The 25,176-nt window shown below is 68.0% G+C and carries 25 protein-coding genes; 14 read left to right on the top strand and 11 right to left on the bottom strand.

The genetic code is table 11. The features are described 5' to 3' along the window. The first annotated feature begins 50 nt into the window (after positions 1 to 50). Both ACFTWF_RS13425 and ACFTWF_RS13420 read left to right on the top strand, forming a co-directional pair. Positions 51 to 866: a DUF72 domain-containing protein gene (locus ACFTWF_RS13425; protein WP_378461695.1), complete on the top strand. Its 816-nt coding sequence runs from the start codon at positions 51 to 53 to the stop codon at positions 864 to 866. A 62-nt stretch (positions 867 to 928) separates the two neighbouring features. Then, a complete protein-coding gene (locus tag ACFTWF_RS13420; RefSeq protein ID WP_378461694.1) occupies positions 929 to 1,402 on the top strand; it encodes a hypothetical protein in 474 nt (157 codons plus the stop codon). Between the two features lie 5 nt (positions 1,403 to 1,407). Here ACFTWF_RS13420 and ACFTWF_RS13415 read toward each other — a convergent pair whose 3' ends face one another. Then, positions 1,408 to 1,725 carry an ArsR/SmtB family transcription factor gene (locus tag ACFTWF_RS13415; protein ID WP_378461693.1) on the bottom strand — a complete coding sequence of 106 codons (318 nt, stop codon included), beginning with the start codon at positions 1,723 to 1,725 and terminating at the stop codon, positions 1,408 to 1,410. Between the two features lie 92 nt (positions 1,726 to 1,817). On the opposite strand from ACFTWF_RS13415, the gene ACFTWF_RS13410 reads away from it, so the two are divergent. Next, positions 1,818 to 2,873 carry an SDR family oxidoreductase gene (locus tag ACFTWF_RS13410; protein WP_378461692.1) on the top strand — a complete coding sequence of 352 codons (1,056 nt, stop codon included), beginning with the start codon at positions 1,818 to 1,820 and terminating at the stop codon, positions 2,871 to 2,873. Between the two features lie 11 nt (positions 2,874 to 2,884). On the opposite strand, the gene ACFTWF_RS13405 is transcribed toward ACFTWF_RS13410, so the two are convergent. Beyond that, positions 2,885 to 3,409, bottom strand: a complete 525-nt coding sequence (locus ACFTWF_RS13405) for a MarR family winged helix-turn-helix transcriptional regulator (RefSeq protein ID WP_378461691.1) — start codon at positions 3,407 to 3,409, stop codon at positions 2,885 to 2,887. A 66-nt stretch (positions 3,410 to 3,475) separates the two neighbouring features. Here ACFTWF_RS13405 and ACFTWF_RS13400 point away from each other — a divergent pair, with 66 nt between their 5' ends. Beyond that, complete coding sequence (locus ACFTWF_RS13400) at positions 3,476 to 4,888, top strand: FUSC family protein (RefSeq protein WP_378461690.1); 1,413 nt, start codon at positions 3,476 to 3,478, stop codon at positions 4,886 to 4,888. 3 nt (positions 4,889 to 4,891) lie between these two features. Here ACFTWF_RS13400 and ACFTWF_RS13395 read toward each other — a convergent pair whose 3' ends face one another. Together ACFTWF_RS13395 and ACFTWF_RS13390 are read right to left on the bottom strand one after the other, a co-directional pair. After that, a complete protein-coding gene (locus tag ACFTWF_RS13395) occupies positions 4,892 to 5,281 on the bottom strand; it encodes a hypothetical protein (protein ID WP_378461689.1) in 390 nt (129 codons plus the stop codon). A gap of 5 nt (positions 5,282 to 5,286) precedes the next feature. Next, positions 5,287 to 5,886, bottom strand: coding sequence for a TetR/AcrR family transcriptional regulator (locus ACFTWF_RS13390; protein ID WP_378461688.1), 600 nt, complete (start codon positions 5,884 to 5,886; stop codon positions 5,287 to 5,289). Between the two features lie 96 nt (positions 5,887 to 5,982). Between ACFTWF_RS13390 and ACFTWF_RS13385 the strand changes: the two genes are divergently transcribed. The 4 genes from ACFTWF_RS13385 (at position 5,983) to ACFTWF_RS13370 (ending at position 10,480) form a co-directional block, all read left to right on the top strand. After that, the gene (locus ACFTWF_RS13385; RefSeq protein WP_378461687.1) at positions 5,983 to 7,017 is read left to right on the top strand and encodes an ABC transporter permease; all 1,035 of its coding nucleotides are present in this window, start codon (positions 5,983 to 5,985) and stop codon (positions 7,015 to 7,017) included. A gap of 20 nt (positions 7,018 to 7,037) precedes the next feature. Then, entirely contained in the window at positions 7,038 to 7,706 is a 669-nt protein-coding gene (locus ACFTWF_RS13380) for a vancomycin high temperature exclusion protein (protein WP_378461686.1), read from the top strand. Positions 7,707 to 7,773: 67 nt separating this feature from the next. Next, positions 7,774 to 8,865, top strand: a complete 1,092-nt coding sequence (locus ACFTWF_RS13375; RefSeq protein WP_378461685.1) for a VIT1/CCC1 family protein — start codon at positions 7,774 to 7,776, stop codon at positions 8,863 to 8,865. Positions 8,866 to 9,007: 142 nt separating this feature from the next. Next, the gene (locus ACFTWF_RS13370; RefSeq protein WP_378461684.1) at positions 9,008 to 10,480 is read left to right on the top strand and encodes a DUF4185 domain-containing protein; all 1,473 of its coding nucleotides are present in this window, start codon (positions 9,008 to 9,010) and stop codon (positions 10,478 to 10,480) included. 58 nt (positions 10,481 to 10,538) lie between these two features. Here ACFTWF_RS13370 and ACFTWF_RS13365 read toward each other — a convergent pair whose 3' ends face one another. From ACFTWF_RS13365 to ACFTWF_RS13355, 3 genes are read right to left on the bottom strand one after another with little or no spacing between them, the layout of a single operon-like run. Beyond that, positions 10,539 to 11,750, bottom strand: coding sequence for an SfnB family sulfur acquisition oxidoreductase (locus ACFTWF_RS13365; RefSeq protein ID WP_378461683.1), 1,212 nt, complete (start codon positions 11,748 to 11,750; stop codon positions 10,539 to 10,541). Positions 11,751 to 11,772: 22 nt separating this feature from the next. After that, complete coding sequence (locus ACFTWF_RS13360; protein WP_378461682.1) at positions 11,773 to 12,996, bottom strand: acyl-CoA dehydrogenase family protein; 1,224 nt, start codon at positions 12,994 to 12,996, stop codon at positions 11,773 to 11,775. Beyond that, positions 12,993 to 14,258: an acyl-CoA dehydrogenase family protein gene (locus tag ACFTWF_RS13355; protein ID WP_378461681.1), complete on the bottom strand. Its 1,266-nt coding sequence runs from the start codon at positions 14,256 to 14,258 to the stop codon at positions 12,993 to 12,995. Before ACFTWF_RS13355 ends, ACFTWF_RS13360 begins: the two co-directional genes overlap by 4 nt. A gap of 100 nt (positions 14,259 to 14,358) precedes the next feature. Between ACFTWF_RS13355 and sfnG the strand changes: the two genes are divergently transcribed. Then, positions 14,359 to 15,480, top strand: a complete 1,122-nt coding sequence (sfnG, locus tag ACFTWF_RS13350) for a dimethylsulfone monooxygenase SfnG (protein ID WP_378461680.1) — start codon at positions 14,359 to 14,361, stop codon at positions 15,478 to 15,480. 68 nt (positions 15,481 to 15,548) lie between these two features. Here sfnG and ACFTWF_RS13345 read toward each other — a convergent pair whose 3' ends face one another. The 3 genes from ACFTWF_RS13345 to ACFTWF_RS13335 all read right to left on the bottom strand — a co-directional run bounded on the left by ACFTWF_RS13345 (position 15,549) and on the right by ACFTWF_RS13335 (position 19,326). Then, positions 15,549 to 17,198 (bottom strand): FAD-binding dehydrogenase, encoded by a 1,650-nt coding sequence (locus tag ACFTWF_RS13345; RefSeq protein ID WP_378461679.1) that lies wholly within the window; start codon positions 17,196 to 17,198, stop codon positions 15,549 to 15,551. Further along, positions 17,195 to 17,902 (bottom strand): TetR/AcrR family transcriptional regulator, encoded by a 708-nt coding sequence (locus ACFTWF_RS13340; protein ID WP_378461678.1) that lies wholly within the window; start codon positions 17,900 to 17,902, stop codon positions 17,195 to 17,197. Before ACFTWF_RS13340 ends, ACFTWF_RS13345 begins: the two co-directional genes overlap by 4 nt. Before the next feature lie 98 nt (positions 17,903 to 18,000). Continuing rightward, positions 18,001 to 19,326, bottom strand: coding sequence for an MFS transporter (locus ACFTWF_RS13335; protein WP_378461677.1), 1,326 nt, complete (start codon positions 19,324 to 19,326; stop codon positions 18,001 to 18,003). A gap of 135 nt (positions 19,327 to 19,461) precedes the next feature. Between ACFTWF_RS13335 and ACFTWF_RS13330 the strand changes: the two genes are divergently transcribed. Further along, complete coding sequence (locus ACFTWF_RS13330; RefSeq protein WP_378461676.1) at positions 19,462 to 20,631, top strand: LLM class flavin-dependent oxidoreductase; 1,170 nt, start codon at positions 19,462 to 19,464, stop codon at positions 20,629 to 20,631. Positions 20,632 to 20,650: 19 nt separating this feature from the next. On the opposite strand, the gene ACFTWF_RS13325 is transcribed toward ACFTWF_RS13330, so the two are convergent. Beyond that, the gene (locus tag ACFTWF_RS13325; RefSeq protein WP_378461675.1) at positions 20,651 to 21,163 is read right to left on the bottom strand and encodes a CGNR zinc finger domain-containing protein; all 513 of its coding nucleotides are present in this window, start codon (positions 21,161 to 21,163) and stop codon (positions 20,651 to 20,653) included. Between the two features lie 263 nt (positions 21,164 to 21,426). Between ACFTWF_RS13325 and ACFTWF_RS13320 the strand changes: the two genes are divergently transcribed. From ACFTWF_RS13320 to ACFTWF_RS13305, 4 genes are read left to right on the top strand one after another with little or no spacing between them, the layout of a single operon-like run. Next, positions 21,427 to 23,277 carry a hypothetical protein gene (locus tag ACFTWF_RS13320; protein WP_378461674.1) on the top strand — a complete coding sequence of 617 codons (1,851 nt, stop codon included), beginning with the start codon at positions 21,427 to 21,429 and terminating at the stop codon, positions 23,275 to 23,277. Continuing rightward, complete coding sequence (locus ACFTWF_RS13315) at positions 23,274 to 23,471, top strand: hypothetical protein (protein WP_378461673.1); 198 nt, start codon at positions 23,274 to 23,276, stop codon at positions 23,469 to 23,471. Before ACFTWF_RS13320 ends, ACFTWF_RS13315 begins: the two co-directional genes overlap by 4 nt. Next, a complete protein-coding gene (locus ACFTWF_RS13310) occupies positions 23,468 to 23,830 on the top strand; it encodes a hypothetical protein (protein ID WP_378461672.1) in 363 nt (120 codons plus the stop codon). Before ACFTWF_RS13315 ends, ACFTWF_RS13310 begins: the two co-directional genes overlap by 4 nt. Then, positions 23,827 to 25,161: a hypothetical protein gene (locus ACFTWF_RS13305; protein WP_378461671.1), complete on the top strand. Its 1,335-nt coding sequence runs from the start codon at positions 23,827 to 23,829 to the stop codon at positions 25,159 to 25,161. Before ACFTWF_RS13310 ends, ACFTWF_RS13305 begins: the two co-directional genes overlap by 4 nt. Positions 25,162 to 25,176: the final 15 nt, after the last annotated feature.

Genomic DNA, 25,176 nt, shown 5'->3' with positions numbered 1-25,176 from the left:
TTCTCCCGGGACGGGCCACATGCAATAGGTTCCGGCGCTAGGGTCGGAGGATGGCGCAGGCCCGAGTCGGCATCTCCGGCTGGACGTATCCGGGGTGGCGGAGCGACTTCTACCCGGACGGCCTGGCGCATCGCAAGGAGTTGGCCTACGCCGCGGGACGATTGACGTCGATCGAGATCAACGGTTCGTTCTACTCGTTGCAACGCCCCACCAGCTACGCGAAATGGCGCGCCGAGACGCCGGAGAGTTTCGTGTTCGCCGTCAAAGGCGGGCGCTACATCACCCACATGAAGAGGCTGGTCGGCGCAGAGACGGCACTCGCCAACTTCTTCGCATCCGGGGTGCTCGCGCTGGGTCCCAAACTCGGACCGCTGCTGTGGCAACTGCCCCCGACACTCGCGTTCGATGCGACGAGTCTCGCAGCCTTCTTCGACCAATTACCGCGCACCACCACCGAGGCCGCGGCGCTCGCGTCGCGGCACGACGACAAGCTCACCGACGACAGGGCGTGGACGGACACGGACGCCGATCGGCCGGTGCGTCATGCGCTCGAGGTTCGTCACCCCAGCTTCGACACGGACGAGGCGACGGAATTGCTCCGCGCGCACGACGTGGCGTTCGTCCTCGCGGACACCGCGGGCCGGTACCCGTACGTGGACGCGGCGACGAGCGATTTCGTCTATCTGCGACTGCACGGCGACAAGGAGTTGTATGCCAGCGGTTACACCGACGAGGCCCTCGACGGGTGGGCGCGCACGATCGAACGCCGGCTCGGGCAGGGGCTCGACTGCTTCGCCTTCTTCGACAACGACATGAAGGGGTACGCCCCGTTCGACGCGCTGCGGTTGATCGAGCGGCTGTGCTGACTGTCGGTGCTCCGTGGGACAGTGGTCTCCGGTTCGACCGATACGAGAAGAGGATTGCCCGGATGTGGCCCACTCACTGGCCTGCTGTTGCACGTGACATCGCCGACGCCCTGGACGCTGCCCTCGTCGCGGCCCGTGCGTCGGATGCGCCGGCGCTGACCGAGGCGACGGAGAACCTGGCGGCGCTGCCGGCGGAGCAGGTCGGTGCGGTGCTGGCGGGAGTGATCCGCGAACTCCTCGAGACGCTGCACCCGGACGGTCTGACGGGCGAGGACGTTCAAGACGTGCTCACCCGATGCGTGCGGGCATCGGCCCTGTGGTTTCCGGCCGTCGACGTCGACTCGCTGGTCACCGTGCTGACCGGCGCGCTCGGTGTGGCGGAGGTCGAGGAGAACCCGCGCAGGCCCGAGCGTGCCGTGGAGGCCGCGATCCTGGTGATCGCCGATCTCCTGAGTGCGGCGGAGGTGCCCGCCGACGATTACGTCCGCCGGGCACTCGACGAGATCGCGCGCGCCGAGACCGTCGAGATGCCCTGATCCGTTCAGAGTTCGGTGCGGATGTGCTCGGCGAGCCGGGCGATCTGCTCCTCGTCGCGGCGGTAGTGGGTCCACTGGCCGATCCGATGACTCGTGACCAGTCCGGCGCCTTGTAGCGCGGCCATGTACTGCGAGGCCGTCGACTGCGACACCTCGGCCCTCGCCTGAATGTGCTTCAGACACACGCCGACCTCGTCGGCGGGTTCGAGTTGCGGGGGAAAGCTGTCCGGGTCCTTCAGCCACTGCAGGATCCGCACGCGGGTCGGATTCGACAGCGCTTTGAAGACCAGGGCCAGGTCGGTCGTGTCCGGAATGTCACTCACACTGACCACCGTACCGTCATATCGCGATTTTTCGATATGTGTGCTTCACTCGGTATATCGCAACTTCGCGATATACCGATAGGAGTCGAGTGATGACGAAGCGCAGAGTGGCAGTGGTCGTCGGTGCGCGCGGGGTGATCGGCGGCAATCTGATCGAGCACCTCGAGGCGACCGGGGAGTGGGACATCATCGGACTGTCCCGCCGAGGCGGACCCGACACAGACCGGGTGCGGCACATCGCGGTGGACCTACTCGACGAGCGCGACGCCGCCGGGAAGCTGGGTGACCTGCGCGACGTGACCCATGTCTTCTATGCCGCCTACCAGGACCGTCCGTCGTGGGCAGAGCTCGTCGCCCCCAACGTCGCGATGCTCGTCAACACGGTGAACGCACTCGAACCGGTGGCTGCCGGGCTCGAGCACATCAGCCTGATGCAGGGTTACAAGGTCTACGGAGCTCACCTCGGACCGTTCAAGACGCCGGCGCGCGAGAGCGACCCGCCGCACATGCCGCCCGAGTTCAACGTGGATCAACAGCAGTTCCTCGAAGACCGACAGCGCGGCAAGCGCTGGACGTGGTCCGCCATCCGCCCGTCGGTCGTGTGTGGATTCGCGCTCGGCAATCCGATGAATCTCGCACTGGTGATAGCCGTCTACGCCACGATGTCGAAGGAACTCGGAGTGCCGCTGCGGTTTCCGGGGAAGCCCGGTGCGTACACGAGTCTGATCGAGATGACCGACGCCGGCCTGCTGGCGGAAGCGACCGTCTGGGCCGCGACCACCCCCGAATGCGCCAACGAGGCGTTCAACATCAACAACGGCGACCTGTTCCGCTGGAACGAGATGCTGCCGAAGATCGCGAACTTCTTCGAATTGGACGTCGCACCGCCGCTGCCGATGTCGATGGACGTCGTCATGGCCGACAAGGAACCGGTGTGGAAGAGCCTCGTCGCGAAGTACGGGTTGGAACCCACGCCGTACGCGGACGTCTCGTCGTGGGCGTTCGGCGATTTCGTCTTCGGCTGGGACTACGACGTCATCGCCGACGGATCCAAGGCGCGCCGGCTGGGTTTCCACCGCTTCGTCGAGACCGAGCAGATGTTCCTCGACATCTTCCGTGACCTCCGGGCCCGGAAGATCATTCCCTGACGCGAAGGCCGTTATCCGCGGATCCCGGATTCGACGTTGGCGGCGATCCGCCGGAGCAGCCCGGCCAGCACTGCGCATTCGTCCTCGCCCAATCCGGCGAGGAACTGCCGATCGCGTTCGACGCGCTGCGGGAACTCGGTGTCGACGAGTTCGCGCCCGGCCTCGGTCAGGTGGAGCAGCACCACGCGCCCGTCGCGTTCGAACGGCAGTCGCTCCATGAGTCCCAGCCGGGTCAGGCGGTCGACGTGCTTGGTGGTGGACGCGCCGCTGAGCATCGTCACCGCGGTGACCTCGCTGGCGCGCAGCGGCCGGGCACTCCGGGCGAGCACGCACAGGACGTCGAACTCGGCGCGGGAGACGCCGCTCGCGTCCAGGGCGCGGTCGAGTTGCTGCAGTGCCTGGGATCCGATCCGGGTGATGCGGCCCATCACTTCGATCGGTGACGTGTCCACGTCGGGATGGGTCTCGGCCCACTCGCGTCGAACGCGATCGGTGAAGTCCTCATCCGGACGTGGGGCAGTACTCATGAAAACCATCGTAGCGACCGACTTCACACTAATTCATAACTATTTTACTAGTGAAATATACGGTAGGCTGAGTTCATGCAGGCTTCCCCTAGATTCGCACCCGACCTCGGCCGGCTCCGTCACTCCCGTGAGGCGCTGGCTCATTCCGTGGCGCCGTCGACGTGGCGCCGTGCATTCGAGGTCCGCAACGCGGACGCCACCATCGCTCCCGCCCTGCGCGTGGGTGCGGCGACGGCACTGGTGCTGGTGATCGGCGGACTGCTCGGCCACGGCAACCTCGCCGGCTTCGCGGCCCTCGGCGCGCTGACCGCCGCGTTCGGGCGATACGAGCCGTACCCCCGGCTCGCCCGCAAGACAGGTCTCGTCGGTCTCGCATTGATCGTCTTCGTCGCCGGCGGAGCGCTCCTCGGTGCCGCGGGACTGTCGCTCTGGGTGCAGATCACGGTCATGGCTGTGGCGTCGGGGATCGCCGCGTGGCTGCTGGCGGCGTTCCGCATCGCCGGCCCCGGGCCTGTCATCCTGATCTTCGCGGCCACCGCCGCAGTGGGGTCCGCGACCACGCTCGCCGACCTCGTCCCGGCTGTGGTGGCCGTGGCCGTCGGCGTCGTCGTGGGTTGGCTCGCCGCCATGACGCCCGGCCTGTTCGTGCCCCTCGGCCCCGCCCGGCTGGCGGTGGCGCGAGCACTCGCCGCCGTCGCGGAACTGGAACGTGCGCACGACGACGCCGCGATCGCGGCCGCACGCAAGGCGATCGACAACGCACGAGACGTGATCGTGAACAGCGGCCGGGGCCGGGACGGGCACTCCCACCAGCTGTTCGCGCTGCTCGCCGAGGCGGACACGGTGGTCGATCGGTGGGCGCACGAACGCGACCACGACACCCTGCGTGCCCTGGTCGATCACGAGTCCGAACTTCGTAAGGTGAAGCGCAGCAGTGATCTCCCGGCGTTCGATGCGGAGATCGCCGCGCTGCCGACGCCGGCGGGATTCCTCGCCGGGGGGCTTCGGGGACTGCGGTCACGAGAGGGGATCGTCAACGCCACCCGGATCGCCGCGGCCGCCGCGCTGGCCGGATGGATCTGTGTGGCAATGGGATTGGAACATCCGCTGTGGGCGTCGATGGGCGCGATGGCAGCGATGCAGGGATTCAACTTCAGCCAGACCGTCCAGCGGGGGATTCAGCGCCTCGTCGGCAACGTGGCGGGCGCCGTACTCGCCGCGGGGCTGATCGCCGCCGCGATGGGGTACTGGCAGACCGTGGTGGTCATCGTGGTGCTGCAGACCCTGACCGAACTGGTCGTCATCAAGAACTACGCGTTCGCGTCCGTCGCCATCACGCCCATGGCCCTGCTGCTCACCGGCCTCGGGTCGGCGGTCGCGCCGGAGATCGCCGTGAGCCGTGTTTTCGACACACTCGTCGGGGTGGTCGTCGGCGTGATCGTCTCGGCTGTCGCGATCAGCCGGACCGACCGCCATCACGTGGCCTGACGCTCAGATTCCGGTCGCGGAGACGTACCCGGCGAACCCGATCGCGCACGCGCATACGCAGAGGACCACCGTGCCGCACGCCACCGGCCACGCCGCGGTGCGGCGCGAGATGCGTGCGATCGTGACCAGGCAGCCCACAGCGGTGACCAGCGCGGCGACCGCGAGTGCGACGCACACCGCGATCCACGCGTTCTCCGCGCTGCAGGTCTCGGGCGGGCAGTAGTCCAGGAACAGCAGCCAGAACAGGCCCGCCACGGCCGAGATGCTCGCGACCGCCACGGCGAGGACGAGCGCCGCGGCCGAGATCGCGACGTCCCAGCCGTTCGGCGGTGGCTGATCGTCACCCGGACACGGGTGATTCCATGGTTGTGGCAGAGGCCCCCCTGACTGCATTCCCGTCACAGTACAGCGGTCTCCGGGAGGATCGCCGGCGGCAGCGAGACCCCGTCCGGGCGCAACCCGGCGAGGAACACCGCGATCAGCCGCGGCACCAGATTGGCCGTCGTGTCCTCGAACATCAGCACGTGCGGCCTGGTCAGCATCGCAATTCCCATGACGATCTCGAGCGGCACCACGTCCTCGCGCACCAGCCCCAGCTCCTGAAGCCGGCGAATGAGGCGGGTGACCGCCGCCTTCGTCTGCTCCCGCGCTTCGCGGACGTCGGGAGGCAGTTCGTCGAGGCTGTTGACCAGCGCCGGGACCAGGGCTCCCATCCGCAGTTCGACCACCGCGTCGACGAACCGTCGCCACGCCCCCTCGGGATCGTCTCCGCACTCGACCAGTGCCCGGACCGCGAGGTCGCGGACTTCGCCGAGCGTCGTCTGCGCGACTGCGTGGGCGAGGTCGTCCCGGCTCGGAAAATTCCGGTACAGCGTGGCGATCCCGACCCCGGCCAACGCGGCGACGGCGTCGAGCGGCGCGTCGTGCCCGCGGTCGGCGAATACCGCCCGGGCCGCCTTGATCAGGGAATTTCGGCGTTCCAGCGCGTCGGCTCGCATCGGTGCACCTCTCTCGTTTGACAACCCAGCATAACCGGAGGAATATTCTCCACAAGTACTGGAGGAATTTCCTCCACTTAGTGAAACGGGAGTTCGATGAGCACTGCGGATACCGGGACACTCGACCCGCGCATCGAGCCCGCCCAGCGGGCGAGCAACGGCCCGTCCGATCCTGTGAAAATGATCGCCGTCGTGGTGGGGCTCACCGCCGTGATCGCCGTGATGCTGCTGGCGTTCGCGCTGCCCGCCGTCAACAGCGGACCGCACGACCTGCGTCTGGGCGTCGCCGGGCCCGACGCGGCGGTCACCCGGATCGACACCGCACTCGACGCAGGCCACCCGGGGGCCTTCGTCACCGAGCGATTCACGGACGCCGAGGCGGTCCGGACGGCGATCGAGCACCGGGAGGTGGTCGGCGGAATCGTCGCGACCCCGGAGGGCATGAAGGTTATGTCGGCCGGCGCCGGCGGGGCGCCCATCGCGCAGACGATGAACGGTCTCGCTGCGGGAATGAGCACGATTGCAGGACAGCCTGTTCCGGTCGAGGACGTCGTTCCGTTGACGGCTGACGACCCCGCCGGCGCGGGCCTCGGAGGCTTGGCCCTTCCGCTGGTCTTCGGTGGCATGATCCCCGCGATCGTGCTGGTGCGGCTGTTCCCGCACAGTGTCAGGGGCAGGGTGACGGGTGCGGTTCTCTTCGCCGTGAGCGCCGGACTGGCCCTTTCGGCAATTCTGCAGTTCGGTCTCGGCAGTGTCGACGGTGACTACTGGGCGACGTCCGGTGCCGTGGTGCTGGGGATCGCTGCCATTTCCCTGACCGTCCTCGGGCTCGAATCGGTTCTGGGCATTGCAGGGTTCGCGCTCGGAGCGGTGACGATGATGTTCCTCGCCAACCCGCTGTCGGGACTGGCGACCACCGGTGCGTGGCTGCCCTCGGGGTGGGGCGCTTTCGGTCAGCTCCTGCCGCCCGGAGCAGCGGGAACCGTGGTGCGCTCGACGGCGTTCTTCGACGGACACGGAGCCGGTTCGGGTCTGCTCGTGCTGACCTGCTGGATCCTGTTCGGGCTGGGCCTGTGCCTGGTATCCGGACTGCGTGAGCGGCGCGCCCCGCAAGAGCCCGCCGTCGTCTGACGCTGTGGTTTGATGGCCGCATGGGGGAACGACGAATCGTCCGCCGACTGGTCGGCTTCGGCGCGGGCTTCGGCGCGCTCGCGGTCCTCGTCGTCGCGGCCTCGACGGTATGGATCTCGCGTGAGGCGTCCGGCCATGTCTACGACGTCGACGACGCACCCGAGGCGCCCGTGGTCATCGTCCTCGGCGCGCAGGTGCGGGACGGCAAACCCCGGGAGTACCTGGCCGGACGCCTCGACGTCGCCGTGCAACTCGTGCGGGACGGTCGGGCGCGGGCGGTGCTCGTCTCGGGCGACGGCAACGGCAAATCCGGCGACGAGATCGCGGCGATGACGGAATATCTCGTCGCGAACGGCATCGACCGCAGTCGGATCGTCGGCGACCGGTACGGGCTCGACACGTACGACACGTGTGCGCGGGCCGTCCACACGTACGGGGTGACCAAGGCGCTGATCGTCACTCAGGGTTTCCACGTTCCCCGCGCCGTCGCGCTGTGCCTCGGTGCGGGCATCGACGTCGCCGGCGTCAACGCCGGATGCGAATGCCGGCCGATCACGATGGCCAGGAACACCGTGCGCGAATCGCTGGCCCGGCCGAAGGCCGTTCTCGACCTGCTGTCCGGGCGCGATCCCGTGGTGGTGTCCGAACCCGAGGACTCGCTCGGGAAGGCCCTCGCCGCCGCGAACTGAAGTCGAAGCGACGCGGGTCGATGGCCCCGTCGGTAGGCTTTTCCCGTCGACGATCGGGAGGCTGGCGATGGTTTCTCAGACGGATTCGGGTGCGAGACCGAATCCCAGTTCGCGCGAGATCCGGAGATGGCGGCGCTATCTGGCCGACGAGCGTGCCGAGGCGGCGGTCTACCGCGACCTCGCGAAACGGCGGACCGGCGAGGAACGCGAGATCCTGCTCGCGCTCGCCGACGCGGAAGGGCGACACGAGGCGCACTGGCGCGAACTGCTCGGCGAACACGTCGGCAAGCCCGTGCACGGGGACGTCCGCACCCGCATCCTCGGTGTGCTGGCCCGGCGGTTCGGATCGGTGTTCGTGCTGGCCCTCGCGCAGCGCGCGGAGACGCGGTCGCCGTACCCGACCGACGTCGACGCCACCCGCGCCATGGGAGCGGACGAAACCATCCACGAAGAAGTGGTGCGGGCGCTCGCGGCGCGCGGGCGAAATCGCCTGTCCGGCACGTTCCGGGCCGCCGTGTTCGGTGCCAATGACGGTCTGGTCAGCAATCTCGCGCTTGTGCTCGGCATCAGTGGTAGCGGTGTCTCCACTCACATCGTCCTGCTGACCGGGCTCGCCGGTCTGCTGGCGGGGGCGTTGTCGATGGGTGCGGGCGAATACGTGTCCGTGCGGTCGCAGCGTGAACTGCTCGAGGCCTCCGCGCCCGGGCAGGCCGCCCGCGAGGCGGTGCCCCTCCTCGACGTCGACGCGAACGAACTCGCACTCGTGTACCGGGCGCGGGGGATGCCGGCGGCGGACGCCGAGAAACGTGCGGCGGAGGTGCTGCAGAAAACCGTTCAGCTCGAGCCCGTTTCGGGCCGGGAGTCGATCGACGAGCACGAGGCCATCGGCACCGGACTCGGCGCGGCCGCCGCGAGCTTCTGCTTCTTCGCGTCCGGTGCCGTGATCCCCGTGCTGCCGTACCTCTTCGGCATGGAAGGCACCGCCGCCCTGGTGGTCGCGGCCGCGCTGGTCGGCGTCGCGCTGCTCGGCACCGGCCTCGTGGTGGGATTGCTGTCGGGCGGGCCGCCGGTCAAGAGGGCATTGCGCCAATTGGCCATCGGATACGGCGCCGCCGCCGCCACCTACGTGCTGGGGATGCTCTTCGGAACCGGCGCCTGAGACAGGACTCGTTCGACCGCGCACGGGCGCGAATCGCCCGAAATGTTACCGCTGCGTACGGCGTGTGGTACCCGGCGACCGCCGACAAGCGATGTTATGTTCCCCCCGCCGGGTGTGGCCGGTGGTGACGGAGGGGTCGGGGATGTCGAAGAGGTGGGTCGCGTCGGTTGCGGCTGTGGCGATCGGGTCGGGTGTGATCGCCTACTCGAACCAGAGTGCTGCCGTCGCGGAACCTGAGGCCGTGTCCAACGGACTCCCCGGCAGCGGTCCGTGTGCGAGTGAGGTGTCGAACGCGACGCACTCTCTGATCCCGGAGAAACTCGAAGTCCCCATCCCGTACCCGAAGATCACGACGGTGCCCTATCCCGCACCCGTCACCGATCCCGTCCGCGTGTCGCAGGCGCTGCCCGCCGACACGTGCACCGATCCGTGCCCCGACCTCACCGACGAGACGGACCAGACCCCCGGGAACCTGTCGAGTGTGCTGAACATCCCGGACGTCAGCGTGAAGTTCACGCCGTTCCACTTCGGCATCCCCGTCCCGGGCGCCGACATCCAGTTGCCCCCGCCGCCGCCCCTGGTGCACCCCGCGACCGAGGACGCGCCCCGCAGTCCGGCCCCGGCAACCCCGAAGATCGGCGACGTGACCCGCGTGGCCAAGGTGACGGGGTCCGGTTCCGTCAGCCGCACCGACAAGCGGTACCAGGTCAACGGCACCGACCTCGGCATCATGTGGGAGAGTGCCCCCGACCAGATCGCGGTCGCGTTCGGCGACACGATCGGCAAGGGATTCCAGCCGCCCGGCGGTCAGGGCGACGACTGGCGCAGCAACGTCCTCGGTTTCAGCTCCGACCGCAACCTGTCCGACGGGATGAGCCTCGACAGCATGGTCCAGGACAGCCGGTGCCACGCGGCCGAACTGCTCGACAGCCGCAAGCTCGACAACATCGAGATCACCACCATCCCGACGTCGGGATTCGCCGTCGGGAACCGGCAGTACATGAGCTACATGTCGATCCGCACGTGGAACAGCATCCCCGCCACGTGGTGGACGAACTACGGCGGCATCGCCTACTCCGACGACGGCGGGTCGACGTGGACCAAGGACCCGTACGCTAAGTGGGACAACATCTTCGGGGTCACCAAGTTCCAGGTCGCGTCGATGGTCCCGGCCGGCGACTACGTGTACATGTTCGGCACCCCCAACACGCGGCTCGGCGCCATCGGACTGGCCCGCGTCCCGGCCGCCGACGTGCTGAACACGTCCGCGTACCAGTATTGGCAGAACGGCAACTGGACGCCGGTCGGTGGGTACACCGAGGCGACGCCGATCGTGGACGCCCCGGCCGCCGAATTGTCCGTGCGCTACGAGCAGGCCACCGGCAAATGGCAGATGGCGTACCTCGACACGTCCAAGGCGGCGATCGTCCTCCGTGAGGCCGACTCGCCGCAGGGCCTCTGGTCCGACGGCGCGCCGATGGTCAGCGCTGCCGAGTACCCGGAACTGTACGGCGGCTTCATCCACCCGTGGTCGAGCGGCAACGAACTGTACTTCACCATGTCGACGTGGTCCGACTACAACGTCTTCCTCATGAAGGCGGAAGTAGGCGCATAGCGCTCGTGCGCCTTTTTGGTAGTTGCAGCAACCAGAAAGGCGCACGGGCGCGAAGCGCCTACAGCAGGCCGTGGCGAGGCGGGACGGTGCCCGACAGTGTCCACCGGCCGATGTGCTGAATTTTCCACCGCGAGGGGTCGTGCAGGGTGTGGGTGCGGGCGTCGCGCCAGTACCGCGACAGGTTGGACGTTTCCGACGCACTGCGGGTGCCGCCCAGTTCGAACAGCACACTGGACGCTTCGAGCGACGCGCGGGCGGCGGCGACCTTGGCCGCGGCGGCGTCGATCGAGGCGATCGCGGCGCTCTGCTCGGTCAGTTCGCGCCGTGCGGCGTCGACGCTGCGTGCACCCTCCCGGACGAGTGCCGTCGCGGATCGGACGCTGACTGCTGCCTCGCCGGCCAGCTGGATCAGCAGGGGATCGTCGACGGCGTCGGCGACACCCGCCTCGAAATAGGGCCGCGCCCGGCGGGCCTGTCGCACGCCCTCGCTCAGTGCCGACGAGGAGATCCCGGCGTCGAGGGCGGCGTGCAGGATCTGGGCCTGCGACCCGTAGGTGGTGGGTGTGTCGAAGATGGGGGAAAACGGCACGACGTGGAAGGCGGGCACCCGGACGGCGTCCAGGACGACGGTTCCGCTCGCGGTGGTCTTCTGCCCCATGCCGTCCCAGTCGTCGACGATCGACAGTCCGGGGGCGGTGCGCGGCAGGTAGGCGACGGCCTTGGCCGGTTTCCCGCTCGGCGTCGTCGTCCCCGGAAGCGTGGCCCGCACCGCGATCCAGTCGGCGAACAGGGCGCCCGTGCTGTAGAACTTGCGACCGTCGACGACGAAGTCGCCACCCTCCTTCACCAGGCTCGTGTCGTCGATGTCGATCGCCTTCGTTCCGCGCTCACTCTGGGCGTTGGCGAACTGCCGGCCCGCCAGCACCTCGGAATAGAAGAACTCCCGCTGCGCGGGGGTGCCCTGACGACGCAGCACCTCGAGGAACGTGTAATGGCTGTGCGGGATCTGAGCGATGCTCGGATCACCCTCGGCCAGAAGGCGGAACACTTCGGCGAGTGTTTCGGTGCGCACGTCGATCCCGCCGTGCTCGACGGGAACACCGAGGGCGAGCAGGCCGGACGTGGCGAGCGCCTGCACCTGTTCGTGCGGGAGCAGCCGCCCGGCATCGCGGGCTGCTGCCTCCTCGGCAAACTGTGCGGCGAGATCGGCGGCGAGGGCGAGGGCTTCGTCCTCGCCGGTGATGCGGTGGGCGTTCTGGACGGTGGTCATGGACTCTCCGGAGTTCGGAACGTTATGTGTACCAGGTCGGTTCGGGTAGTTCGCCGGTCAGCAGATGGCCGCCCACCTCGCGCCGCTTGTACGCGACGGGGTCGTGCAGGGTGTGCGTCCGCACGTTCCGCCAGAAGATGTCGAGGCCCACCGTGTTGGACGTGGACCGCGCACCGGTCAGCTCGAACACCCTGGTGCCGATCTCGAGGGCGACGTCGGCGGCGCGGATCTTGGCTGCCGCGATCCGCACCGCGAGATCCCCGCGGGCCTGCTCCGTGAGATTCTCCCGCGCGTCGTGCAGCACCGAGTTCGCTTCGCGGTTCACCTGATCGACGAACGCCTCCACCGCCCACAGCTTGGACTGCAGGTCGCCGTAGCCTTCACGGAGGTACCACTCGTCGGTCGCGAGTTCCTTGTCGTCACCGCCGTACGGCCACGGACGGGTCTTGGTGCGGGTGTACTCGGCGGCGGTGTCGAGTGCGCCGCGGGCGATGCCGACGTAGAAGTTCGCGAACACGATCTCGAGTGCCGGGAAGTTCAGCGTGTTGTAGACGAGGGGCTGAAACTCCTTGTCCACGAATCCCGCTGCCCCCGACCAGTCCACCTCGACGTCGTTGATCTCGACCGACCCGGAGTCGGTGAGGCGTTGCCCGAGATTGTCCCAGTCGCCCCGGAACACGATGCCGTCCTGCGCCGTCGGCACGATCGCGAACACATGGGTGGCGGTGCCCTCGATGATGCCCTCGAGCACGGTGAGGTCGGTGGCCCGGCCGCCCGTCGAGAACGACTTCACGCCGGAGTAGACGAGCGTGTCCCCGCGGTCGACGATCGTGAGGTCGGTGTCGCGCGGGTTGACCGCCCCGCCGAACAGGAAACGGTTGCTCGTGTACAGCTCCTCGACGGCCGCGATCTGAGGTTCGGTGCCCACGAGGCGCACCGCCCACGCCCACAGGTAGTGGTAGCCGAGAAGCTGTCCGATGGATCCGTCGCCGCGCGCGATCTCCCGGACCACCTGGTACGCGGTCGCCCACGGCTGTCCGGCGCCGCCGAATTCGGCGGGCCCGAGCAGCGTGACGAGCCCGCTGTCTTTGAGGAGCCCGACCTCCTCGAACGGTGCACCGCCGGCGCGGTCGCGTTCGACGGCGTCGCGGGCGAGGATTGCGCTCACCTCACGCGCACGGGCGATCCAGCCGTCGGCGGTGGCCGGGGCGTCCGCCCAGATCTTCTGTTCGGTAATGACGGTCATGCCGTGGCTCCCTGTGCGCTCGGTGCGGTGCCGATGGCCCACACGTAGACGGGTTCGGTTCCGTTGATTTCGAAGTCGCCGACGACCTTGGCCTTGAACACCGTGGGGTTGTGGCTGGCGACCGTGCGTGCATTCCGCCAGAAGCGGTCGAGGTCCCAGTCGCGGCCGACCCCGGACGCGCCGAGTGCGTCGAAGATCTTGGCGGTGGCGGGGACGACGAGCGCGGTGGAAGAGATCTGGCCCTGAGCCGACGCGATCTCGGCGGCGATATTGGCGGACTTCTCCTCTTCCCGGCTGCCGGTGAAGGCGGCCTCGTACGCCCACTGGGCGGGTTCCGCCGCGTGCAGCGCGATCGCCTCGGCGGCGTGCGCGGCGGCCGACACCTCGCCCACGACCTGCTGGATCTGCGCGTCCTGCGCGTAGGTGGGGGCGTTGCCGTGGCTGAATGTGCGGGTGCGTGCTTTCACCCGGCGGGCGATCGCGTCCGTCGCCGCCCGCGCGATTCCCGCGAGTGTGGCGAGGTGGAACAACTGGTAGAACGCCGTCTGATACTTGAACCGGGTGGAGAAGTCGAAGATGTTCTCCGGCTCCACGATTGCGTTCACGTACGTCGACGTGCCCGAGCCGGTGGTCTGCTGGCCGAAACCGTCCCAGTCGTCGCTGTGCGTGACGGCGGGCTGGCGTGCCTCGACCGCGGCGATGACGAAGGCACCGGTGTCGGTGCGCTGCGAATACAGGTCGATCCAGTCGGCGAAGATCGATCCCGTGCTGTAGTACTTCGTGCCGTTGGCCACGAAGTGGGACTCGCCGGGAACGGGGGAGACCTTCGTGCCGGCCTCGCCGAGCGCGACGTCGCCGATCTCGGTCCACGCGTTGCCGACGAGCTGGCCGTCCGCGAATCTCCGAAGCCAGGTGTCCCGGTCGGGTCCGTCCGCGGCGACCAGGCGGTCCTCGACGAACGCGAAGTGTCCGCGCAGCGCCTGCGTGATGTTGGAATCCGCGGCGGACAGTTCGACGAGCAGGCGGAACAGTTGCGGAATGCTCGCACCCGACCCGCCGTGCGACGTCGGCACCCGCACCGCCCCGAAACCCGCCTTCTTCAGCGCGTCGATCTGCTCGTAGGGGAGGACGTGGTCGCGTTCGCGTTCGACCACACCCTCGGCGATGTCGGCGAAGAGGGGACGGAACCGGGCGGCGAGCGTCTCGTAGTCGGTCTCGCTCGCGATGGGTTGTGCAGCTCTTCGTTCCTGTACGGCTGTCATGTCGTCGAACCTCACACGGACCCGCGCGCCGGGTGAAGGGTTGGACGCGCGGTGATCGAAAGGGTGGGCGCGGGCACGGGGGGCGGGTTGCATGCTGGGTATGTCAACCGAACACATCGCTGAGCAGATCAAGTTCGCCTACTGGGTGCCCAACGTCAGTGGCGGGCTGGTCACGTCCGACATCGAACAGCGGACCAGCTGGGATTACGAGTACAACAAGAAGCTCGCCCAGACTGCCGAGAACAACGGGTTCGAGTACGCGCTCAGCCAGGTCCGGTACGAGGCCAGCTACGGGGCCGAGTTCCAGCACGAATCGACCAGCTTCAGCCTGGCACTGCTGCTGGCCACCGAGCGACTGAAGGTGATCGCCGCGGTCCATCCGGGTCTGTGGCAACCCGCGGTGCTGGCGAAGCTGGGCGCCACCGCCGACCACCTGTCCAACGGCCGGTTCGCCGTGAACGTCGTGAGCGGCTGGTTCAAGGACGAATTCACCCACCTCGGGGAGCCGTGGCTCGAGCACGACGAGCGGTACCGGCGCAGCGCCGAATTCCTGCAGGTGCTCCGCAAGATCTGGACCGAGGACGACGTCGACTTCCGCGGCGACTTCTACCGCATCCACGACTTCACGCTCAAGCCGAAACCACTGAACACGCCCGACCGTCCGAACCCCGAACTGTTCCAGGGCGGGAACTCCGCGGCCGCGCGGGAGAACGCGGGCCGCTACTCCGACTGGTATTTCAGCAACGGCAAGGACTACGACGGCATCACCGAACAGATCGTCGACGTGCGCCGGGTCGCGCGCGAACACGACCGGGAAGTGAAGTTCGGGCTCAACGGATTCATCATCGCCCGCGACACCGAGAAGGAAGCGCGCGACACCCTCCGCGAGATCATCGAGAAGGCCAACAAGCCCGCGGTCGAGGGATTCCGGTCCGCGGTCCAGCAGGCCGGAGCGTCCACCGCCGACAAGTCGGGCATGTGGGCCGATTCCACGTTCGAGGATCTGGTCCAGTACAACGACGGATTCCGCTCCCAGTTGATCGGGACACCGGAGCAGATCGCGGAGCGTATCGTCGAATACCGCCGTCGCGGAGTCGACCTCATCCTGGGCGGCTTCCTGCACTTCCAGGAGGAGATCGAATACTTCGGCACCCACGTCCTGCCACTGGTCCGCGAACTGGAGGCATCAGGGTCGGGCGACCGGACTCTCGTCGGAGTTTAGGCGCTTCGCGCCCGTGCGCCTTTTTGGTTGTGGCAGCTACCAAAAAGGCGCACGGGCGGCGGAGCCGCCTACCGGGCCAGCGCCCGGCCTGCGGCCCGGCCGGAGAAGATGCAGCCACCGAGGAAGGTGCCCTCGAGCGCGCTGTACCCGTGGACGCCGCCGCCGCCGAATCCGGCGACCTCACCGGCGGCGTAAAGACCCTCGAACGGTGTGCCGTCGGGCCGGATCACCTGCGAGTCGAGGTTGGTCTCGAGACCGCCGAGGGTCTTGCGGGTGAGCAGGTGCAACCGGACCGCGATCAGCGGTCCGTTCTTGGGGTCGAGCAGTTCGTGCGGACTGACGACGCGGGTGATCTTGTCGGCCAGCAGGTTCCGGGCGTTGCGGATCGCCATGATCTGGAAATCCTTGCTGTAGCTGTTCTTCACCTCCCGGTCGCGGGCCACGATCTCGCGTTCGAGGTCCTCGTATTTCAGCGGCGCGTCGGGGGTGAGGGCGTTCATGCCGTCGACGAGGTCGCGCAGATTGTCGCGGACGACGAAGTCGGCGCCGTGCTGCTTGAACGCCTCGACGGGCCCCGGCGCCCCCTTCTTGAGGCGTTCGGCGAGCAACTTGAAGTCGCGGCCGGTGATGTCGGGGTTCTGCTCGGATCCCGACAGCGCGAATTCCTTCTCGATGATCTTCTGGTCGAGGACGAACCACGTGTGGTGGTGGCCGCTGTTCATGATGTGGTCGAGGGTTCCCATGGTGTCGAATCCGGGGAAGTTGGGGCTGGGCAGGCGTTTTCCGTTGCCGTCGAACCACATCGACGACGGGCCGGGGATGATGCGGATGCCGTGGTTCGGCCAGATCGGGTCCCAGTTCTGGATGCCCTCGGTGTAGTGCCACATGCGGTCGCGGTTGACGATGTTGCCGCCGGCGTTCTCGGTGATCTCGAGCATGCGGCCGTCGACGTGTGCGGGGACGCCGGCGAGCATGTTCTCGGGCGCCTTGCCGAGGCGTGCGGGCCAATTCTTCCGGACCAGGGCGGGATTGCCGCCGATGCCGCCGGACGTGACGACCACCGCCTGCGCCGCGAATTCGAACTCCCCGACCGCGGTTCGCGAACTCTTCACACCGCGTGCTTCGGTGGACGGCTCGAGGACGGTGCCGCGCACGCCGGTGGCGGCGCCGTCGGTGACGACGACCTCGTCGACCTGGTGGCGGTGTTTGAAGGTGACGAGTCCCCGCTTCGACGCGGCCATGACGCGGGTGAGGAACACCTCGACGACCCCCGGCCCGGTACCCCAGGTGATGTGGAATCGTGGGACGGAATTGCCCTGTCCGAGAGCGGATCCGCGGCCGCGTTCCGCCCACCCGACGTTCGGCATCAGGCGCAGACCGAGGTCGTGGAGGTACTGCCGCTTCTCGCCCGCCGCGAATTCGACGTACGCCTGCGCCCACAGCCGCGGCCACTGGTCTTCGCGGTCGCGATCGAAGGCGGCGGTGCCCATCCAGTCCTGGATGGCCAGTTCGTACGAGTCCTTGATGCCGAGGCGTCGCTGTTCGGGGCTGTCGACGAGGAACAGGCCGCCGAGCGACCAGAAGGCCTGCCCGCCGAGGTTCGCCGGATTCTCCTGGTCGACGACGAGGACCTTCCGTCCCGCCTTGACCATTTCGTAGGTGGCGACGAGTCCGGCCAGTCCGGCGCCGACGACGATCACATCAGCCTGTTCGGTCACGAAGACCCCTCTTTCCGGTGTGTATGGGTGTGGGTGGTGTCGGGCTCGGTGTACGCGGCCACGACGTGGGTGAACAATTCGAGACGCAGTGTGTGGGCGGACCGGTCGTCGTCCTCGATCAGGCACTGGATGCTCGTGCCGTCGTGCAGGGCCACCAGTGCGCGGCCGAGTGCGCGGGGATCGCCGACGACGCGGCGCCCGAGTCGGTGCAGTGCCTTCTCGAGGATCGGCACGATGGTGTCCAGAATCGTGTCCTCGCGGGCCGCGAGCGCCCGCTTCAGCGACGGGTTGCGCAGGGCGTGCGCGGTGAATTCGGCGTTGATGCGGTACCACTGGTCGTCGACGGGGACGACGCCGAGCACCAGTTCCGTGCCGGCGCGGAGTTTGTCGTCGGGGGCGAGCCCGGAGAGGTCGATGCTCGCCGAGTCGGCGGCGAGCCGGATCTGGGCGAGCATCGCGCTGGAGCGCTCTTCCCACATCGCGAAGAACATTTCGTCCAGCGACCCGAAGTTGGAGTAGAAGGCGCCGCGGGTGTAGCCACCGCGCTCGCAGATCTGCTCGACCGTCGACCGCCCGAAGCCGTTCTCGGCGAACACCTCGACTGCGGCGTCGAGCAGGCGACGGCGGGTCTGGCCCCGCCGTTTCGTCACCCGCGGAGGAGGGACGGTGGCAGGCTCGGAGGAACGCGACGGTGACGTCGGCACGGGCCCACCTCCGATCGGGTCGACAGCACTGTCCGATACACTAGCGCATCGGATACACCAGCGTATCGAACTCGGCTATCGGGGCCCGTTCGGCGGTCTCAGAGGTAGAGGTCCTGCTTCCGGATCAGGGCTGTCGCCACGACGCTGACCGCGGAGGTGGCGACGAGATAGCCGCACGCCAGCCAGGGGCTTCCGCCGCCGACGGCAATCAGGGCCGTGAGGATCATCGGCGTGATGCCCGAGGCGTAGATCCCGGAGAACTGGTACACCACCGACAGGCCGGTGTAGCGGATCTCGGTGGGGTACAGGCTCGCGTACAGCGTCCCCTGCGCCCCGTAGAACAGCGCGTGGATGACACCGAACACCAGAACCATCGCGACACCGAACAGGATGAGGTTCTCGGTGCCGAACAGCGCGAAGGCGGGGAATACCGCGACTCCGTAGGCCGCGATTCCGATGAGATAGATCCTCTTGGCGCCGTACCGGTCGACCAGCAGGCCGGAAAAGGGTAGGAGCACGGCCATCACCGTTGCGGCGAGCGTCACGACCAGGAGGACGGGAATTTTCGCGAACTCCAGATTCTTGGTCGCGTACGTGATCGCGAAGACGCCCCACGTGTTGAACGCGGCGCCCTCACCCCAGCGGGAGAGCAGCCCGAGAATGCTGCCGCGGCGCACCCGTCCGCGGAACACGTCCTTCAGTGGGGCGGAGGAGCGCTTTTCGAGGTCGTGCACTTCCTGGAACGCCGGCGTCTCCTCGACCTTCAGCCGGACCACGAATCCGACGAAGACGAGAATCAGGCTCAGCAGGAAGGCGATTCGCCACCCATAGGTCAGGAACTGGGCATCGTCGAAGAGCACCTGCAGGGCGGCGAACACGCCGGTGCCCAGCGCCAGTCCCAGTGCCAGACCGATCTGGGGAATGCTGCCGAAGATGCCGCGCCTCTTCGCGGGACTGTGTTCGACGGCGAGGAGCACGGCTCCCGCCCATTCACCGCCCAGCGCGAATCCCTGCAGGATGCGCAGCAGGAGCAGGAGGATCGGTGCGATCACCCCGACCTGCGCGGCGGTGGGCAGCACTCCCATCAGGGCGGTGGCGACGCCCATGATGAACATGGTGAGTGCGAGCGTCTTCTTGCGGCCGATGCGATCGCCGATGTGGCCGAAGACGACTCCGCCGATCGGCCGGACCACGAAACCGACCGCGAAGGTGGCGAACGCCAGCATGGTGCCGACGAACGAACTCTGGTCGGGGAAGAACAGCTGGTTGAATACCAGGCTCGCGGCCGTCGCGTAGAGGAAGAAGTCGTACCACTCGACTGTGGTGCCCAGGAGGCTGGCGGCGACGACGGTGCGGAGCCGCTTGCGCCGTTCGAGGTCGGATTCGGTCGAGGGTGTGTACGGGGCGTCGGACAGCGTAGTCATAGCGCGGCGACGGTAACCCGGTTCGCTGCGGTCGGGCACTACTCCGAATCACGGTGATCGAAACCCTCCCGCTTGCGCTCGCATACTGATGAACTGGCCTGCGCTGCACATCTGTCGTCGACAAGAGGATCGCGCGTGTCTCTGCATTTCCACTGGTTCCTTCCCACCTACGGTGATTCCCGCAACCTGATGGCCGGCGGTCACGGGAGTTCCATGGCAGGAGACCGCCCGGCCACGCTGAGGTACCTCAATCAGATCGGCGCGGCGGCGGAGTCGAACGGCTTCGAATCGGTCCTGACGCCCACCGGTGCGTGGTGCGAGGACGCCTGGCTCACCACGGCCATGATGCTGGAGACGACCGAGACACTGAAGTTCCTGGTCGCGCTGCGCCCAGGTCTGCTCAGCCCGACGCTGGCCGCGCAGATGGCGGCGACGTTTCAGTGGCAGTCGCAGGGGCGGCTGCTGCTCAACGTCGTCACCGGCGGTGAGGACCACGAGCAGCGCACGTACGGCGACTACCTCGACAAGAACCAGCGCTACGCTCGCTGCGGGGAGTTCCTCGACGTCATCCGGAAGCTGTGGGCGGGAACCGGTCCGGTGGACTACGCGGGCGAGTACATCCGGGTGGAGAACGCCCAGTTGCAGCGCATCCCCGACCCGGTGCCGCCGATCTTCTTCGGCGGGTCGTCGCCTGCCGCGGGCACCGTCGCGTCCCAGTTCGCCGACACCTACCTGACGTGGGGTGAACCGCCGAGCGCCGTGGCCGGAAAGATCGCCTGGATCCGCGACCTCGCCGACGTCCAGGGCCGTACCCTCGACTACGGCATCCGGCTGCACGTGATCAGTCGCGACACGTCCGAGGAGGCGTGGGCCGAGGCCGACCGCCTGCTGTCCGCCCTCGACCCGGCGACGGTCGAGCAGGCGCAGCAGAGCCTCGCCCGGTCGGGTTCCGAAGGGCAGCGGCGTATGCGGGAACTGCACGGCGGCGGTAGCGCGTATTCGAAGGACGCGGGAGCACGCGCGCTCGAGGTGGCGCCGAACCTGTGGTCGGGGGTCGGGCTGGTCCGCGGCGGCGCCGGCACCGCGATCGTCGGCTCGCACGAGGAGGTCGCCGACCGCATCGCCGAGTACGCGGCGCTCGGACTCGACCACTTCGTCCTGTCCGGCTACCCGCACCTCGAGGAGGCGTTCAACTTCGGCGAAGGTGTCCGGCCGATCCTCGAACGCCGCGGGCTCGTGCAGTCGCGCGGCCACCGGCCCGGCGACCTGTCGGGGTCGACGGCGTTCCTGTCGTCGAACCGGTAACAGCCCCGATCGGCCGGGGTCAGCGCGCCCGGTGACGCCGCACGGCGTCCCGGTTCGCGCACTTCGGTGAGCAGTACCGCTGACGGCCGTTGCGGGACGTGTCGGCGTAGATGGCGGTGCACTCGGCGAGTGCGCAGCGGCCGAGCCGGTGCATGCCGCGCCCGACGAGGTGCAGTGCGGTGCCGACCGAGAACAGCGCCTCGAGCACGCCCGCGAGCGACTGCTGATCGTCGCGGTAGTGGAGGTGCCAGCCGTCGCCGGCGTGGTTGGTCAGCCGCGGGTAGGCGGACGCCTTCGTGAGCATGAGGTTCACCTGTTCGGCCCGGTCCTCGTCGCTGGTGGTGTCCGCGATCGACGACCACCGGTCGAGCATCGCGAGCACGTCGGCGAGGTCGTCGTCGGTGACGGGGAAGTCGACGACGATGCCGGCGTCGACACATCGGTCGACGAGGTCGTCCGTCGAATCGGGTGGACGATTCGCGAGGTCGGCGGCGAGGGTGACCGCGTATTCGCCGTAAGGGTTGAGATGCACAATGCCATTACATCACGCTGGGTGCATGAGCGAACATCACGAACACGACTGGCAGGAAGTATCCCGGCACCGGACGAGCACGGGAGTGGTCACGTACCTCGGCTGTGCGTGCGGGCGATGGCAGTTGTCGCTGGTGGAGGCGTCGCTAGCGGAATCTAGCCATATCTATGTTTGATTGCAGATACGAATAGATTCGTCTATCGATCGCCGCTCGGGCACACGGAGGTCTGGCGTTTTCGGCGCGAGGCGCACATAATCACCACGTGAGCCAAGTTACTGTTACTGCGAGTTCACCCATTCTTGCTCAATCGGGCGGAGAGGGTGGCGGTGCGGCGCTCGACCAGATCATCGGAATCTCGGTGGCGACGGCGATCATCACCGTGGGTCTGCTGTGGATCGCGTACCTGCACCGCACGCGCAAGATCACGTGGCTGCAGAGGACCGCCGACGCCGCGGCACGCGCGCTCGACCGGCCCCCGTGGGTAGCGCTGCCGCTCGTGACGTTCGTCGGGACGATCCTCACGGCCTTCTTCGGCTTCATCTGGGACGTCAGCCTGCACATCGGGCGGGGCCGCGACAACGGACCGCTCGCGAACCCCGCGCACTACTTCATCCTCGTCGGGCTCTTCCTGCTGTTCATCACGGGAATGCTGGCGATGATCCTGCCGCGTGACGAGAAACCCGGTCGGGCGGCGATCAAGATCACCCGCACCTGGTACGTCCCGGTCGGTGGCGTTCTCGTCGCCGGGGCAGGCCTGTACGCCCTGATCGGGTTCCCGCTCGACGACGTCTGGCATCGCATCTTCGGCCAGGACGTCACGCTGTGGGGCCCGACGCACCTCATGCTGATCGGTGGTGCGGGACTGTCGCTGATCGGTGTGCTGCTGCTGGATTACGAGGGCCGGATGGCGATGTCCGGTGAGGCGAAACCGGACAGCAGGCTCATCTGGTTCCTGCGGTGCGGCACGTTCGGCGGTCTGCTCATCGGCCTGTCCGTGTTCCAGATCGAATACGACTTCGGCGTCGAACAGTTCCGTCTGGTCCTGCAACCGATGATGATCGCCGGTGCGGCCGCGTTCACCCTGGTGGCGGCGCGCATCGTGCTCGGACCGTTCGCGGCGATCGTGGCCGTCGCGGTCGCGGCGGCCGTCCGTGCGCTCACCGCCCTCGTGGTGGGCCCGGTGCTCGGCGCCCCCACCAACGTTTTCGAGTTGTGTCTCGGTGCCGCGGTGCTCGTCGAACTGCTCGCCCTCACACCCTTGATCAAGAACCGGGTGGCCTTCGGGGCCGTCGGCGGATTGCTCGTCGCCACGGTCGGGCTGTGGCTCGAATCGTTGTGGATCGACGCGATGTACATCTACCCCTGGCCCACCAGCATGTGGCCGGAAGCGCTGGCGATGGCCGTGCCCGTGGGTGTCGCCGCCGGCGCCTGCGGTGCGCTGCTCGGGCGGGTCCTGCGGTCCGAGGGTCTTCCGCGCCCGGCGATCAGCCGCACCATCGTGGTCGCCACGGTCGTGGTGATCGCCGCCGCCACCACCAACGGTCTGATCTCCGCCGTCCCAGAGAACGCCACGGCGACAATCGCTCTCACCGAGGCCGCGCCGGACGGCGGCCGGATGGTCGACGCGGAGGTCCGCATCGATCCGCCCGATCTCGCCGGCGACGATCCCGCCTGGGTGTCCATCCTGTCGTGGCAAGGCGGTCCCGGTCTGGGCAACGGGTTCACCGTCGACCGACTCGAACGCACCGGACCCGGCACCTACCGGACCCACGAACCGGTGCCGGTCCACGGAACGTGGAAGACGTTGCTGCGGGTGCAGGACGGGCGGACGATGACGGCCGTCCCCATCTACCTGCCCAGCGACCCGGGCATCGGCGCCGAGGAACTCCCCGCCGTCGCGTCCTCCACCCGTGACTTCGTCCCGGAGATCACCATCCTGCAGCGGGAGCGGAACTTCGATCATCCGTCCTGGCTGTTCGGCGCCGCGTCGCTGGTCGTGCTCGTGTGCACGCTCGCGCTGATTACCGCGCTGGCCTGGGGAGCGGGCCGGATCAGCAAGTACACGCAGGGGAAGGCGACCACCGGAGCTCGCGAGGACGTGACGGTGACATGAATCCGGTGAACGACCCGGACGTCGTCTACCTCGCCGATCACTCGGTGCTGCTGGCGATTCCCGCGTTCGTACCGGCGTTCCTGGTGGCCGGCCTGGTCATCTACCTGGCGGTCCGGGACCGCAAGGCGGAAGCCGCGGAGAATGCCGACAAGGCGAAGAACGGCGTGAGTGAGAAGGACGAGGAGACTAGGTGATCAGGCGGTTGGCCGGAGTTGTCGTGGTGCCCGCTGTCGTCGTCGCCCTGGTGTCGGGCTGCGGAGGCGAGAGCGACACGCCGGCGACGGAAGACGGCGTGGTGATCGACGTCGTGATCGCAGGTGGCACGGTCACACCGAACGACGAGCGCATCGAGGCCACGGTGGGGGAGACCGTCACCGTGCGGATCGAGAGCGACGCCGACGACGAACTGCACGTCCACGCCGTGCCGGAGCATTCGTTCGAGATTCACCCCGGAACGCAGGAGACCCGGTTCTCCGTCGACGTTCCGGGCCAGGTGGCGGTGGAGTTGCACGACACGGGTAAGACGGTGGCCACCCTGCTCGTGCATCCATGACCGCTGTTCTCGCGCACGGTCTCGGCGGATCCACCGACCTTCCGATCCCGTTCACGTATGCGCTGATCGGGGCGAGCTGGGCGCTCACCGTCTCCTTCGCGGTTCTGGCGTTCGCGTGGCGCACCCCGAAGCTGGACCCGGACAATCCCGGATTCCGGCTGCCGCGCTGGGTGACACGATTCGCGGACTCGCCGATCACGCGGAACATCCTGGCGGTGCTTGCCCTGGTGTTCGCGGTGTGGGTGGCCCTCGCGGCGTTCTTCGGCCCGTCGGCGTCCTCGGCGAACGCCCTGCCGGGCGTGTTCTACGTGCTGCTGTGGGTGGGTCTCGTCGCGGTGTCGCTGGTATTCGGCCCGGTCTGGCGGGTGCTGTCGCCGGTTCGTACCGTTCACCGGACGGTGTGCGCCGTGCTCGGCCGGTCACCGACGGAAGGTGATGCGCGGTACCGCAACTCGTGGGGGTACCGGCCCGCCGTCGCCGGACTGTTCGCCTTCGTCTGGCTCGAACTCGCCTCGCCCGACCCGGGATCGGTGGCGGCCGTCCGTGCGTGGCTACTGGCGTACGTCGTGATCACCGCGGCCGGGGCGTTCGTGTGCGGCGAACGCTGGTGCGAGCGTGGCGATCCGTTCGAGGTGTACAGCACGCTGGCGTCGCGGCTGTCTCCGCTCAGCCGTGACCGCGACGACGGCCGGATCGTGCTGCGCAACCCGCTGGACCACCTGGGGTCGATGCCCGTCCGCGCCGGGTCCGTGGCGTTGACGGCAACCCTGCTGGGGTCCACGGCCTTCGACAGTTTCTCGGCGTTCCCGTGGTGGTCACGGTGGGTGGGCGGGATCGATTCCCCGGTCGGAGCCACCCTTGCGCGCACCGCCGGACTCCTGGTGTTCATCGGGTTCGTCGGGGTGTCGTTCTGGTTGGCTGCCCGGGCCGCGGGCGGCCTGCGCCCCGAGCAGCGTGCCGCTCTGCCCGGGCTGTTGTCGCATTCGCTGATCCCGATCATCATCGGCTACGTCTTCGCTCACTACCTCACCTACCTGGTGGAGAAGGGGCAGGCGACGGTGATCCATCTGGCGGACCCGATGGGGCGGGGATGGAACCTCCTGGGCCTCGGCGATGCCGAGGTCTCCTACGTCCTGTCCGAGCACCCGGCCGCGACGGCGTCGATCAAGGTGCTCTGCGTCCTCGCCGGACACGTACTCGGAGTGATTGCGGCACATGACAAATCCGTGCGGATCCTGCCGCGGGGCCATCAGCTGACCGGACAGCTGGCGCTGCTGCTCACCATGGTCACCTACACCTTCGGTGGGCTGTACCTGCTGTTCGGCGGCTGACGACCCCGGCGCGTC

The organism is Rhodococcus sp. NPDC056960 (assembly GCF_042674125.1).
Taxonomy (GTDB): domain Bacteria; phylum Actinomycetota; class Actinomycetes; order Mycobacteriales; family Mycobacteriaceae; genus Rhodococcus_F.
Note: the sequence above shows the minus strand (reverse complement) of the source record. Positions and strands in the feature narration are given on the sequence as shown.

What these genes read in the sequence shown, in the direction of transcription:
- ACFTWF_RS13425 (WP_378461695.1), top strand. Translation starts at nt 51, where the DNA reads ATGGCGCAGGCCCGAGTCGGCATCTCCGGCTGGACGTATCCGGGGTGG.
- ACFTWF_RS13420 (WP_378461694.1), top strand. Translation starts at nt 929, where the DNA reads ATGTGGCCCACTCACTGGCCTGCTGTTGCACGTGACATCGCCGACGCC.
- ACFTWF_RS13410 (WP_378461692.1), top strand. Translation starts at nt 1,818, where the DNA reads ATGACGAAGCGCAGAGTGGCAGTGGTCGTCGGTGCGCGCGGGGTGATC.
- ACFTWF_RS13405 (WP_378461691.1), bottom strand. Translation starts at nt 3,409, where the DNA reads ATGGTTTTCATGAGTACTGCCCCACGTCCGGATGAGGACTTCACCGAT.
- ACFTWF_RS13400 (WP_378461690.1), top strand. Translation starts at nt 3,476, where the DNA reads ATGCAGGCTTCCCCTAGATTCGCACCCGACCTCGGCCGGCTCCGTCAC.
- ACFTWF_RS13395 (WP_378461689.1), bottom strand. Translation starts at nt 5,281, where the DNA reads ATGCAGTCAGGGGGGCCTCTGCCACAACCATGGAATCACCCGTGTCCG.
- ACFTWF_RS13390 (WP_378461688.1), bottom strand. Translation starts at nt 5,886, where the DNA reads ATGCGAGCCGACGCGCTGGAACGCCGAAATTCCCTGATCAAGGCGGCC.
- ACFTWF_RS13385 (WP_378461687.1), top strand. Translation starts at nt 5,983, where the DNA reads ATGAGCACTGCGGATACCGGGACACTCGACCCGCGCATCGAGCCCGCC.
- ACFTWF_RS13380 (WP_378461686.1), top strand. Translation starts at nt 7,038, where the DNA reads ATGGGGGAACGACGAATCGTCCGCCGACTGGTCGGCTTCGGCGCGGGC.
- ACFTWF_RS13375 (WP_378461685.1), top strand. Translation starts at nt 7,774, where the DNA reads ATGGTTTCTCAGACGGATTCGGGTGCGAGACCGAATCCCAGTTCGCGC.
- ACFTWF_RS13370 (WP_378461684.1), top strand. Translation starts at nt 9,008, where the DNA reads ATGTCGAAGAGGTGGGTCGCGTCGGTTGCGGCTGTGGCGATCGGGTCG.
- ACFTWF_RS13365 (WP_378461683.1), bottom strand. Translation starts at nt 11,750, where the DNA reads ATGACCACCGTCCAGAACGCCCACCGCATCACCGGCGAGGACGAAGCC.
- ACFTWF_RS13360 (WP_378461682.1), bottom strand. Translation starts at nt 12,996, where the DNA reads ATGACCGTCATTACCGAACAGAAGATCTGGGCGGACGCCCCGGCCACC.
- ACFTWF_RS13355 (WP_378461681.1), bottom strand. Translation starts at nt 14,258, where the DNA reads ATGACAGCCGTACAGGAACGAAGAGCTGCACAACCCATCGCGAGCGAG.
- sfnG (WP_378461680.1), top strand. Translation starts at nt 14,359, where the DNA reads ATGTCAACCGAACACATCGCTGAGCAGATCAAGTTCGCCTACTGGGTG.
- ACFTWF_RS13335 (WP_378461677.1), bottom strand. Translation starts at nt 19,326, where the DNA reads ATGACTACGCTGTCCGACGCCCCGTACACACCCTCGACCGAATCCGAC.
- ACFTWF_RS13315 (WP_378461673.1), top strand. Translation starts at nt 23,274, where the DNA reads ATGAATCCGGTGAACGACCCGGACGTCGTCTACCTCGCCGATCACTCG.
- ACFTWF_RS13305 (WP_378461671.1), top strand. Translation starts at nt 23,827, where the DNA reads ATGACCGCTGTTCTCGCGCACGGTCTCGGCGGATCCACCGACCTTCCG.